Annotated in this window: 10 protein-coding genes, 1 tRNA gene and 2 pseudogenes; all 13 read left to right on the forward strand. The window is 51.7% G+C overall.

Annotated features, from left to right (window positions below; translation table 11 throughout):
• The first annotated feature begins 33 nt into the window (after window positions 1–33).
• Window positions 34–1,088 (forward strand): annotated as a pseudogene (gene mnmA / locus DXA97_RS05820) (tRNA 2-thiouridine(34) synthase MnmA).
• Entirely contained in the window at window positions 1,085–2,455 is a 1,371-nt protein-coding gene (locus tag DXA97_RS05825; RefSeq protein ID WP_182436811.1) for an N-acetylmuramoyl-L-alanine amidase, read from the forward strand. The pseudogene mnmA and the gene DXA97_RS05825 overlap by 4 nt, the downstream one beginning before the upstream one ends.
• Before the next feature lie 101 nt (window positions 2,456–2,556).
• A tRNA-Ser gene (locus DXA97_RS05830) sits at window positions 2,557–2,644 on the forward strand.
• An 83-nt stretch (window positions 2,645–2,727) separates the two neighbouring features.
• Window positions 2,728–4,377 (forward strand): ABC transporter substrate-binding protein, encoded by a 1,650-nt coding sequence (locus DXA97_RS05835; protein WP_118718889.1) that lies wholly within the window; start codon window positions 2,728–2,730, stop codon window positions 4,375–4,377.
• A 79-nt stretch (window positions 4,378–4,456) separates the two neighbouring features.
• Window positions 4,457–4,786, forward strand: a complete 330-nt coding sequence (locus tag DXA97_RS20755) for an ABC transporter permease (RefSeq protein ID WP_243107570.1) — start codon at window positions 4,457–4,459, stop codon at window positions 4,784–4,786.
• Window positions 4,777–5,385, forward strand: coding sequence for an ABC transporter permease (locus tag DXA97_RS05840; RefSeq protein WP_243107571.1), 609 nt, complete (start codon window positions 4,777–4,779; stop codon window positions 5,383–5,385). The genes DXA97_RS20755 and DXA97_RS05840 overlap by 10 nt, the downstream gene beginning before the upstream one ends.
• 3 nt (window positions 5,386–5,388) lie before the next feature.
• The gene (locus DXA97_RS05845) at window positions 5,389–6,237 is read left to right on the forward strand and encodes an ABC transporter permease (RefSeq protein WP_118718890.1); all 849 of its coding nucleotides are present in this window, start codon (window positions 5,389–5,391) and stop codon (window positions 6,235–6,237) included.
• Window positions 6,238–6,250: 13 nt separating this feature from the next.
• Window positions 6,251–7,342 (forward strand): ABC transporter ATP-binding protein, encoded by a 1,092-nt coding sequence (locus DXA97_RS05850; RefSeq protein WP_118718891.1) that lies wholly within the window; start codon window positions 6,251–6,253, stop codon window positions 7,340–7,342.
• Entirely contained in the window at window positions 7,339–8,232 is an 894-nt protein-coding gene (locus tag DXA97_RS05855; RefSeq protein ID WP_118718892.1) for an ATP-binding cassette domain-containing protein, read from the forward strand. The genes DXA97_RS05850 and DXA97_RS05855 overlap by 4 nt, the downstream gene beginning before the upstream one ends.
• Window positions 8,229–9,308, forward strand: a complete 1,080-nt coding sequence (locus tag DXA97_RS05860) for a M20/M25/M40 family metallo-hydrolase (RefSeq protein ID WP_118718893.1) — start codon at window positions 8,229–8,231, stop codon at window positions 9,306–9,308. The genes DXA97_RS05855 and DXA97_RS05860 overlap by 4 nt, the downstream gene beginning before the upstream one ends.
• A 17-nt stretch (window positions 9,309–9,325) precedes the next feature.
• Window positions 9,326–10,311 (forward strand): annotated as a pseudogene (locus tag DXA97_RS05865) (diaminopimelate dehydrogenase).
• 166 nt (window positions 10,312–10,477) lie between these two features.
• Window positions 10,478–11,260 (forward strand): HAD family hydrolase, encoded by a 783-nt coding sequence (locus DXA97_RS05870; protein ID WP_118718894.1) that lies wholly within the window; start codon window positions 10,478–10,480, stop codon window positions 11,258–11,260.
• Between the two features lie 99 nt (window positions 11,261–11,359).
• Complete coding sequence (locus tag DXA97_RS05875) at window positions 11,360–12,793, forward strand: DUF2130 domain-containing protein (RefSeq protein ID WP_118719031.1); 1,434 nt, start codon at window positions 11,360–11,362, stop codon at window positions 12,791–12,793.
• Window positions 12,794–12,865: the final 72 nt, after the last annotated feature.

Raw genomic sequence — 12,865 nt, forward strand, 5'->3', positions numbered from 1 at the left:
CAGGCAGAAAACAAAAAGAAAGTAGTAGTAGGAATGTCAGGCGGCGTCGATTCATCGGTTGCCGCCTGGCTTTTAAAACAGCAGGGGTACGATGTGATTGGCGTTACCATGCAGATCTGGCAGGATGAGGAAGAGACCGCGCAGCAGGAAAACGGAGGCTGTTGTGGTCTTTCTGCCGTTGATGACGCAAGACGCGTGGCATGGCAGTTAGAGATCCCCTATTATGTCATGAACTTTAAAAAAGAGTTCAAGGACAATGTCATGGACTATTTTGTGGGCGAGTATTTATGCGGACGGACTCCGAACCCCTGCATCGCCTGCAACCGCTATGTCAAGTGGGAGTCCCTGTTAAAGAGAAGTCTTGATATCGGTGCGGACTACATTGCGACCGGTCATTACGCGAGAGTGGAGCAGCTGCCAAACGGCCGCTATGCGCTGAAAAAGTCGGCAACCGCGGCAAAGGACCAGACTTACGCCCTGTACAATTTAACGCAGGACCAGCTTTCCCATACGCTGATGCCGGTGGGCGAGTACACCAAGGACCAGATCCGTAAGATCGCTGAGGATATTGGCTTACAGGTGGCGCACAAGGCAGACAGCCAGGAAATCTGTTTTATCCCAGATAATGACTATGCGGGATTTATTGAGCGCGAAGCAGAGAACGTGCCGGGACCGGGCAATTTTGTGACGTCAGACGGCACTGTGATCGGCCGTCATGAGGCATCACCCATTACACGATCGGCCAGAGAAAGGGCTTAAACCTTGCTATGGGACATCCGGTATTTGTAACGGAGATCCGCCCGGAGACGAATGAGGTCGTCATCGGCGGGGCAAACGATGTGTTTACCGATACGCTGGTCTGCAACAAGTTAAACTGGATGGCGATCGACGGTCTGCACGGTGAGCCGATGGAGGTCAGTGCCAAGATCCGCTACAGTCACAAAGGCGCTCCCTGTGTCATCGAGGAGATCGGAGAGGATCTGGTACAGTGCCATTTCTCAGAACCGGTCCGTGCCGTGACACCGGGGCAGGCAGTGGTATTCTATGATGGCGATTATGTAGTAGGCGGAGGAACGATCATCCGATGAGAAAGAAAACATTTGTATTTGCCATGGCAGCAGCAGTGGCTTTGATGACAGCGGGCTGCCAGTCAAAATATGAGAAAGTGGAAGTACCGGGAAATGCGGCAGAAGCACCGGAGTCTGCCGGGGAAAAACAGAAAGCGGACGGGGAAAACCAGCAGGCGGGCGGAAAGAGCCAGACAGAAGGCAAAGACCAGCAGGCAGATGGAGCAGTCAATGAGAAGATTGCACAGAACGGTGGATCCGAAAGCGAAAAACAGCAGGCAGAGGTCAGCGTGAATAAAACAGAACTGACTACAGAGTCTGCCCCTTCCATGGAAGCACGGAATGAGACTGTGTATGTAAAAGCAACCACATTGAACCTGCGTGTTGCTCCGGAGCCGGGGGCAGAGGTTGTGGCAGCACCGGTAAACGGAACACAGCTGAAAAGGACCGGTGACAATGGAAACTGGAGTCAGGTGGAATATCAGGGTAAGACCTGTTATGCCGCATCTGCTTATCTGAGTACAGAGCAGCCAGAAGAACAGTCTGCTGCTTTGGCACAGCCGGCAGGAAATTCTGGTTCGGCAATGTCTTCTGATTCCGCAGCTTCTTCCAGATCTGCAGCATCCGTTCAGAATGCCGGTGAAGTGGGGCTGAACATGGATTGGAAATATGCTTCCCTGTCTAAGATCAACAGCGGAAAAGCGGTGCTGTACCGCTCCGAATCTGCTTCCCGCAAGAATAAAGTGGTTTGCGTCAATGCAGGACACGGAACGAGCGGCGGCAGCAGTGTGAAGACCCAGTGCCACCCGGACGGAACCCCGAAGGTGACCAGCGGCACCACAAGTGCCGGTGCGACCACGGCGGTGGCAGTATCCGGCGGCATGACTTTTGCGGATGGAACCCCGGAGGCGAAGGTGACCCTGGCCATGGCCAAGGTATTGAAGGATAAGCTTCTGGCAAAAGGGTACGATGTCTTAATGATCCGCGAGAGCGATGATGTCCAGTTAGACAATGTAGCCCGCACGGTCCTGGCGAACAATCTGGCAGACTGCCACATTGCCCTTCACTGGGATTCCACGAAGAGCAACAAAGGCGCATTTTACATGAGCGTGCCGAATGTGGCCTCCTACCGTGCCATGGAGCCGGTGGCATCACACTGGAAACAGCACAACGCACTGGGCGAGAGCCTGGTTGCCGGTCTGAAAAGTGCCGGTGTAAAGATCTTTTCCGGCGGCAGTATGGAGATGGACCTGACCCAGACTTCGTATTCTACGGTTCCGTCCATCGATATTGAGCTGGGGGACGGTGCTTCCGACCATTCCGCAGCAACGCTGGACCAGCTTGGAAACGGACTTGTGGCAGGCGTGGACCAATATTTTGGAAATTAAAAAAATAAGGGGAAATAAGAACGGAGATATTTACAATCCGCCATTTTTCGTGTATACTACAAAAGTTACTGAGGTGCAGTGATGCAGTGTCAGAAACAAATGGAGATATACCCAAGTGGCTGAAGGGTCCGCACTCGAAATGCGGTAGGTCGGGCAACCGGCGCGAGAGTTCAAATCTCTCTATCTCCGTAAGCAACCGGAATTCCCCGGATCTCCGGGAGGTTCCGGTTTTTTCTTTTTATAAAACCCATAAAAGAGATAGGAGAAAAGTGATGAAGAAGAAATTTTTAACTGCTCTGGTATCTGCCGGAGTTGCAGCGCTGGCATTAAGCGGCTGCGGCGGCGGGGCTTCCGAGAGCACAAAGGCAGCAGACCAGACTGATTCTGCAGCAGAGAGCAGCGCCCAGACCGCTGGGGAAGACGGCGCAAGAAAGGTTCTGCGCTATGGCCAGGCAAACTCCGGCGAGGGCCTGGACATGCAGAAATCTACCAGTTCCAGATCAGCAGCGATCGCAGATGAAGTAACTGAGAGCCTGCTTCGTTTCGACGATGACAACAACGAGGAGCCGGTCCTGTTAACCGATTTCCCGTCCGTTTCTGACGATGGACTGACCTACAGCTTTGAGTTAAAGCAGGGTGTACACTTCACCAACGGCACCGAGCTGACCAGCAAGGACGTAAAATTTACGTTTGAGCGTATGTTTACCCCGTCTACCGCAGCAAAGAGCACCGCATACTTCAATATGATCCAGGGTGCACAGGATATGCTGGCTGGAAGCGCAACAGAGCTTTCTGGTTTTGAGATCGTGGACGATTATCATTTCAATATCACCCTGGAGTATCCATTTGCTCCGTTTGTAAAGAATATCGGTACTTCTTACGCAGATATCTTCCCGGAGGATGCATGTACCGCAGCTGGTGAGAACTGGGGACTTGGAACCGACCTGATTGGTACCGGCCCGTACAAGATCGAAGAAAACGATGATACGACTCAGGTTGTTCTGGTGAAAAATGAAGATTACCATGGCGGCGAGGTAAACTTAGACGAACTGCAGTTCATTTTCTATGACGATGACCAGACCAAGCTGATCGCATACGAGAACGGCGATATTGACCTGGCAGACTTAAATGCAAGCCTGTTAAGCCAGTATCAGGCAAACTATGCAGACGAGATCACCGCTTACTACCCGCTGGGAACTGCATTCATCTCCATGAACTTAAATGACCAGTACTTAAGCGATGTAAACGTAAGAAAAGCCATTTCCCTTGCGATCAACCGTGAAGAGCTGGTAGATGCTGTGTTAAACGGCGCTGGTATTCCGGCAACCTCTTACTTAAACAATGGTATTCCGGGACATGACGATTCCCTCTCTGTTTACGAGTACAACCCGGAGAAGGCAAAAGAGCTTCTGGCTGAGGCTGGTTATGCAGACGGCATTACCATTACCTCTGAGGTACGCCAGTCCGACCAGGCTGTATACTCTGCGATCCAGGGTTATCTGGCAGAGGTTGGCATCAACATGGAACTGAACGTGGTTGATAATGCAACCTACAACTCTGACAGAACCGCTGGCAAGATCCCGTTAACTGGTATGACCTGGAACGCCCTGTATCCGGACGGCGATTTCCAGATGTACAACTACTTCTACTCCAGCAAGTCCGATGCACAGGGTGTCTTCTATCACAACGACGAGTTCGACAAGCTGCTGGATGATGCAAGAAAATCCACCGATGAGGATGCGCGTGCAGAGATGTACAAAGAGGCAGACAAGATCCTGTCCCAGGATGACTACGCATGTATCCCGCTGTACTATCCGCAGAGCCAGTTCATCGCAAAACCGTATGTGAAGAACTATAAGGTTGGCAACCTGATCTATCATTTCTGGAACGCAGATATCGATACTGCAGCACAGAACCAGTAACCAAAAGCGCTCCGGCGCGGGAGTCCGGCTTGCCGGGCTCCCTTTTTGCTTCGATGATTCATAAAAAGGAGGAGATCGCTTGATCCGATACATTATTAAGCGGGCGGCCCTGGCTGTCGGCATCATTTTTTCCATCTCCCTGATCACATTCTTTATCCTGAATGTAATCCCGGGAGACCCGGTAGCGGCTATGCTGGGTGAGTTCGCGGATGCGGACAAGATTGCCCAGGTGAAGGCCCAGATGGGACTTGACACTCCGCTTCCGGTTCAGTATATCAACTGGCTGAAAGACCTTCTGCACGGAGATATGGGAACCAGCTATTTCCAGAAAAAACCGGTCATTACCCTGATTCTGCAGGCATTCCACTATACGGTCATCATGCAACTGCCGCTTATATTGTGGCGCTGATCGTGGGTCTGACCACCGGTATCCTGGCAGCAGTTTACCATGACCGTCCACTTGACCGCATTCTCATGAGCCTTTCTGCACTGGGAATTTCCGCACCGTCTTTCTGGGTGGCGATCATTCTCCAGATTTATGTGGGACTGCGCTTTGATATTTTCCCGGTGTCAGGGGTAAAGAGCCCGATCGGCTATGTACTGCCGTCTGCAGCCCTGGGTGTGCGCTATGCGGCATCCATTGCACGCATCACCCGTTCCAGCATGCTGGAGGTGACCGGACAGGACTTTGTTAAGACGGCATATGCGAAGGGCTTATATTCCTGGCGCATTATCCTGATCCATATTTTCCAGAATGCGCTGGTGCCGATCATCACCGTGATCGGTACCGATATCGGTGCGCTTCTGACCGGTTCCATGATCACAGAGAATGTGTTCAACATTCCTGGAATCGGAAAGCTTCTGATCGATGCCATCCACCGGCGTGATATTCCGCTGGTGCAAGGCGGAGTCATTTATGTGGCAGCGATTTGCGTGCTGATCTATTTTATCGTAGACATTTTGTATGCGGTGATCAATCCGAATATCCGCCTGACGAAAGGAGAATAGCGGATGAAAAAGAAGAATTATTATTCCGAGAGCTTAAAGCGCTTCTGGAAAAACAAGATGGCAGTACTGTCCCTGTTTATCCTGGTGTTCTTAGCGGTATCGGCTGTGTTTGCCCCTGTGTTAACCCCTTATGATCCGAATAAACAGGTTCTGGCGGACAAGCTTTTGTTTCCAAGCTCCGAGCACCTGTTCGGAACCGATGAATTCGGCCGCGATATCTTAACCCGCTGCCTTTACGGCTGCCGGGTATCCTTAAGTGTCGGCATCATTTCCCAGCTGATCGCGTCCGTGATCGGTTATTTCATGGGTGTCTGTGCGGGTTATTTTGGCAAAAAGGTGGACGATGTGATCTCGTTCCTGATCCAGGTATTTTCCAGCTTCCCAGCCCTGCTGTTTGCGATGGCGCTTATGTACGCGCTTGGCTCCGGCATCCTGAATCTGTATCTGACGCTGGGCTTCTTATCTTGGGCGAATACCGCAAGACTGATTCGTGGTACCGTGCTGCAGTTAAAGGAGCAGGAATACATTCAGGCCTGCCGCATTGATGGAGGAAGCAGCCTGCGCATCATCTTAAAGCATCTGTTTCCAAACTGTATTCCGATGCTGATCGTTTCCTGTACCCTGGGAATCCCGTCTGCGATTCTGACGGAGGCAAGCTTAAGCTATCTGGGACTTGGTGTTCCGAGCCCGACTGCCAGCTGGGGCTCCATGATCTCCGGTGCGCAGACCTTTATCCGTACCAATACCTATTACAGCCTGTTTCCGGGACTGTGCATCATCCTGACCGTGATCGCCTTCAACACACTGGGAGACGGACTGCGTGATGTACTTGACCCGAAGATGCGCAAGTAGAAAGGAAGCTGACATGGAAAACGAAAACATTCTTACAATTAAAGATCTGGATGTGCGGCTGTTTACGGACCGCGGTGAGCTTCCGGTCATCGACCGTTTAAGCCTCAGCTTACAGGCAGGGGAAACCCTGGGGATCGTAGGCGAGAGCGGCTGCGGAAAGAGTATGCTTGCTTCCGCGATCATGGGACTTGTGGCGCATCCGGGCAAGGTGACCGGAGGAAGCATCCGCTTCGGGGGACAGGAACTGGTGGGCATGAAAAAGCGGGATCTGCGTAAGATCCGCGGAACCGGGATCTCCATGATCTTCCAGGAGCCGATGACCAGCTTAAATCCGCTGATGACCTGCGGACGCCAGATCATGGAGACCATTACTTCCCACGAAAAAGTATCAAAAGCAGAGGCGAAGGAGCGGGCACTTTCCATGATCCGTTCTGTCGGCATCGCAAGAGCGGAAAAGGTATTTTCCGAAGTGCCGGCCCAGCTTTCCGGCGGTATGCGCCAGCGTATCATGATCGCCATGGCATTGATCTGCCGTCCGCAGCTTCTGATCTGTGACGAGCCGACCACGGCGCTGGATGTGACGGTACAGGCCCAGATTTTGGGACTGATCCGCCGCTTGCAGAAGGAAACCGGAACTTCCGTTATTTTCATCAGCCATGATATGGGCGTTATTTCCCAGATGGCAGACCGGGTGGCCGTCATGTATGCCGGTCAGCTGGTAGAATACGCAGATGCTGAAAAAATCTTTTCCGAGCCGAAGCATCCTTACACCCAGGGACTGCAGGCCGCAATCCCGCGTCTGGATGAGCAGAAGGATACGCTGCGCAGCATTCCGGGCAATGTCCCGATGCTGTATGAGCTTCCGAAGGGCTGCATTTTCTTTCCGCGCTGTGCATTTGCAACTGAGCGCTGCCATGCCGAGAGACCGGGCCTGGTAGAAACCGAGGGGCATCTGGTGCGCTGCTTCCAGTATGAGGCTTCTGAATCTGAAAAAGAGCAGGACGTGTCTGAAAAAGACCAGGCCGTGCAGCATGATGACAGGAATGCCGGATCTGCTGCCCAGGGCGCGGAGCAGAAAGACGAAAAAGGAGGAGCGCAGGTATGAGTGAAACGATTCTCCAGGTAAAGAACTTAAAGAAATACTATATGGTAGGAAGAAAAGGCCTGTTCGGGGAAAAGGAATATGTGAAATCCGTAGACGGCGTCAGCTTTGAGCTGCACCGCGGCGAGACGCTTGCGATCGTAGGCGAGAGCGGCTGCGGTAAATCCACGACCGTAAAATCCCTGATCCGGGTGACAGAGCCGACCTCCGGCGAGGTCATTTTAAACGGGCAGGACTTTTTAAAGCTGAAGGGCGAGGAATTAAAGAAAGCCAGAAAAAATATCAAGATGATCTTCCAGGATCCGTACAGCTCCTTAAACCCGCGTATGACGGTGCGGGACATCATCGGGGAACCGGCCGACATCGAGCACTGCTATAAAACGGAAGAGGAGCGGGAAAAGCTGATCCTCGATACCATGGAAATGGTTGGCCTGAACAGGGATTTCGCAGACCGCTATCCGCATGAGTTTTCCGGCGGCCAGCGCCAGCGTATCGGCATTGCGAGGGCGATCATCTTAAAGCCGGAGATCATCATCTGCGATGAGCCGGTATCTGCGCTGGATGTGTCTGTGCAGGCGAAGATCATCAACCTGTTGAAGGAGCTCCAGCAGAAGCTGAACATCTCCTATATTTTTATTTCCCACGACCTGGGCGTGGTCAAGCACATTGCAGACCGCGTCATGGTTATGTACCGGGGCCGCGTGGTGGAGGAAGGAACCAGAGACGAGATCTTTGCGAATCCGAAGCACGACTACACGAAGCTTTTGTTAAGCAGTATCCCGAAGATCGGAGAAAAAATGAATTTCGAAGCATTTGATTCTTCGTATCAGCGTGCTATGATGAAATGGAGCATGCGCAGAAATAGAATGATGCAAGGAGAAGAAACGACATGAAATTGGACAGAAATCAGATCGAGGCGGATTTTCGTGCCCTGATCGGACCGCTGTGTGATGCAGTGGGACCTTCCGGGTTCGAGGATGAGGTCGCTGATCTTTTGAGAAAAGAGCTGTCAGATTGCGATGTGAAGCTTTCCGATGATGTGATGGGAAACCTGATTGCCTATAAAAAAGGTACTAAAAAAGGAAGCATTCTTATTGCGGCCCATATGGACGAGATCGGACTGATCATCCGTCACATTGACAGCAAGGGATTTTTGTGGGTGGAAACCCTGGGCGGCATTGCACCGCAGCAGTTTTTCGGCAAACACGTGATCATTAAAACAGAGACCGGCCATGTAGACGGTATCGTGCAGTCTCTGCATCCGGGACGCCCGGACCGCTGCTCGGAGATGCCGAAATCCGCACAGGAGTTTTACATTGAAGTGGGCGCGGAAAGCCGCGAGGAAGTATATGAGATGGGAATTGAAGAAGGAAATGCAGTTTCCATCTGCTATCCGGTGATCTTTCTTGGAAAGCACCGGGTAGGAGCCAAGGCGCTGGATGACCGGGCACTGGTATTTATCCTTCTGGAGGTATTGAAACTCTTAAAGGACGACACCGATGTCCCGGATATCTACGGACTTTTTTCTACGCAGGAAGAGGTTGGCGCCCGCGGTGCCATTGCGGCAGCTACCCGCTTAAAACCGGATGTTGCACTGGCTCTGGACATGAGCCTTGCAGTCGACATCCCGGGAGTGTCTGAGAGCCGGTATATCAACGAGCTGGGCAAGGGAACCTCCATCAAGGTGATGGATAAGTTGAGCGCAGGTGTTGGCGGTATCCTGGCAAACCGGGACCTTGTCCGGGATATGAAAAAAATCGCAAAGACCCACGAAATCCCCTACCAGATCGAGGCCTATGCGGCAGGTGCTACCGATGCAAGCTTTATGCAGACCTTAAACGGCGGCATTAAGAGCGGCGGCATCCAGATCCCGATGCGTTATGTACATTCCTATGAAGTCTGCGATGTCCGCGATGTGGTTGATACCGTAGAGCTTCTTTACTGGTATGTAAAAGAAGGAGAAATTTAGTAAAGGAGAACAAAGTTATGAGCATCAGAGTTGGTATTTTAGGTTACGGTAATTTAGGAAAGGGCGTTGAGAGCGCAATTGCCCAGAACGCTGACATGGAGCTGGCAGCAGTCTTCACCCGCAGAAGCCCGGAGAGCGTGAAGGTCCGCACTGCAGGTGTGAAGGTTCTTCACGCAGACGAGCTTTCCCATATGCAGGATGAGCTGGATGTCCTGATCCTCTGCGGCGGCAGCGCAACCGATCTTCCGGTCCAGACTCCGCAGTACGCTTCCATGTACAATGTAGTAGACAGCTTCGATACCCACGCAAGAATCCCGGAGCATTTCGCAGCAGTCGATGCAGCAGCAAAGAAAGCCGGCAAAGTCAGCCTTATTTCCTGCGGCTGGGATCCGGGTATGTTCTCCTTAAACCGCCTGTACGCAAACTGTGTTCTGCCGGAGGGCAAGGATTACACCTTCTGGGGCAAGGGCGTAAGCAGGGACATTCTGATGCAGTACGCCGCATCGAGGGCGTAAAGGACTGCAGACAGTACACGATCCCGGTCGAGAAGGCAGTCGAGGCAGTCAGAAGCGGTTCCAATCCAGAGCTGACCACCAGAGAAAAACATACCAGAGAGTGCTTCGTAGTTGCAGAGGAAGGCGCAGATCTTGCAAAGATCGAGAACGAGATCAAGACCATGCCGAACTACTTCTCTGATTATGACACCACCGTACACTTCATCACCGAGGAAGAGATGAAGCGTGACCACAGCGGACTTCCGCACGGCGGCATGGTGATCCGCACCGGCGTAACCGGCATGGAGAAAGAGCACAAGCATGTGATCGAGTACAGCTTAAAGCTGGATTCCAATCCGGAGTTTACCGGTTCTGTTATCGTGGCTTACGCAAGAGCAGTCAGCCGCATGAACAAAGAGGGCATGAGCGGATGCAAGACTGTATTTGATATTGCACCGGCATACCTTTCCCCGAAGAGCGCAGAAGAGCTGCGTGCACATATGCTGTAAAGTATAACAATATTGATAACTTAATAGGGCCGTGTGAGTTGCCTTTCGGCAACTCACACGGCCCTTGTCATATACTGAAATTGTTAAATAAGACTTTATCGGATCTGGAAAGTGTGATAAGATTTTCCGTAGACAGGATTAAACGTAGAAGGAGGACTGGACTTCCATGATCAGACTGGTGGTATCAGATATAGATGGAACGTTGTTAGAGGACGGAGGACATGAACTGAATCCGGAGCTGTTTGAGGTGATCTTGAAGCTGCGGGAGAAGGGAATGCAGTTTGCGGCCGCCAGCGGGCGGCAATGGGCGAGCATTGAGCAGGTGTTTGACCCAATTAAGGAAAAGATTTTTTATCTGTCTGACAACGGTGCTTATGTGGGGTGTCATGGACGGCAGTTATTTGTGCATCCGATTGAGCGTTCCCTGGTGGAAGAACTGGTGAAGGATATCCGGAAAGCCGGTCTTACCGTTATGGTAGGCGGACCGGATGTGGCTTATATGGAAAATCCGGATCCGGAGTTTGAGGACTGGATCTTGAACGGCTACAAATTCCAGGCAAAGAGTGTGGAAGATGTACTGGCAGTGGATGACCAGTTTATCAAGGTGTCTGCATACCGCAAGACCGATATTGAGGGTCACACAAAAGAGCTGCGCGAAAAATATGGAGACCGCCTGAAGATGACCATTTCCGGTGATATGTGGCTGGACTGTATGGCAACCGGCGTGAATAAGGGCGAGGCAGTAAAGCTTTTGCAGGAGAGTCTGGGCATTTTGCCGGAGGAGACCATTGCGTTTGGTGACCAGTTAAACGATATCGAGATGCTGGGCTGTGCTTATTACAGCTTTGCAATCGGAAATGCAAGACCGGAGGTAAAGGCAGCTGCCCGGTTTGAAGCCGATACCAATGTGCGGGACGGCGTGCTGAAAACTTTGCAGCTTTTGTTTTAGGAAAAATTCTGACAGATAGGAAGTCTCAGTTGTGACAGCAGAATTTGCCGGTTTGGAATGCAGAAAGTCCACGGCGCAGAGAAAAGGATTTCGATAGATATGGAAAAGAAACTGGTATGCCCTAACTGCGGGGAGCCCTTTGAAATCGATGAAAAGGGTTATGCGGCGATCGCAAAGCAGGTACGGGATAAGGAATTTAAGGAAGAACTGAGCCGCCAGCAGGCTTCGTTTGAGTCGGAAAAGAAAACGGCGCTGGAGCTGGCAAAGGCGCAGACGGCAGAAAATTATGAGAAGCAGCTGGCAGCGAGAGAAGCAGAGATACTGAAGCTGAAGGCGCGAAGTGAGCAGGCTGGGAAAGAACAGGAGCTGGCAGTCACGAAGGCTGAGGCAGCAGTAAAGGAACGGCTGCAGGAACAGCTGCAGAGTCAGCAGAAGGAGCTTACAGAGCTGAAGGCACAGGCAGAGCTTGCGAAAAGACAGGCGGAGCTGGCCGGAACGCAGGCTGCGAAACAGGAGAAAACGCTGCGGGAGAGCTATGACATGCAGCTCAAACAACAGCAGGACTCCATGGCAGAGCTGAAGGAGCGTTACGAGGAGCAGCTAAAGCAGCAGGAGCAGTCCATGAAGGAACGCTACGAGACGGAGCGGAAGCTTCAGGAGCAGGCGGTAAAGGAGCGGTATGAGATCCAGCTGAAAGACAAGGAAGAGATGATCGAATACTACCGCGATTTGAAGGCGAAGCAGTCTACGAAAATGGTGGGCGAGACTTTGGAGCAGCACTGTGAGGTTTCCTTTAACCAGGTGCGTGCGATCGGCTTTCAGAACGCTTATTTTGAGAAGGACAATGAAGTCTCCAAGAGCGGAAGCAAGGGCGATTACATCTTCCGTGATTACGATGAAAACGGGCTGGAATATATCTCCATCATGTTTGAGATGAAGAATGAGAACGAGACGACTGCGACTAAGCATAAAAATGCAGATTTTTTAAAGGAACTGGACAAGGACCGGAAGGAAAAGGGCTGCGAGTATGCGGTCCTGGTCACTTTGCTGGAGGCGGACAACGATTTTTATAATACCGGGATCGTGGATATGTCCCACAAATACCCGAAGATGTATGTGATCCGCCCGCAGTTTTTTATCCAGATCATCACGATCCTGCGCAACGCGGCCATGAACTCGCTGCAGTACAAGCGGGAGCTGGAGGCAGTGCGCAACCAGAATCTGGACATCACCCGTTTTGAGGAAAAGCTTCTGGATTTTAAAGATAAGTTCGGCCGCAACTACACGCTGGCCAGCGACCGCTTCCAGAAGGCCATCGACGAGATCGATAAAACTATCGATCATTTGCAGAAGGTGAAGGATAATCTTCTGGCTTCGGAAAACAACCTGCGTCTGGCAAATAACAAGCTGGACGATCTGACCATCAAGAAGCTGACCTGGAAGAATCCGACCATGCAGGAGAAATTTGCCGAGGCACGGGCCGGAAGACTTTCTGAGAGTGAAGCAGCATCCGGGGAACAGCAAAGCGAGTAGAAATAGAAACAAAATTGGAATTGAAAGATTATGACAGATCAGGAACAGCAAAGCATGCAAAACAGAACAAAC

The sequence above is a fragment of the Clostridium sp. OF09-36 genome (genome assembly GCF_003481985.1).
GTDB lineage: Bacteria > Bacillota > Clostridia > Lachnospirales > Lachnospiraceae > Brotaphodocola.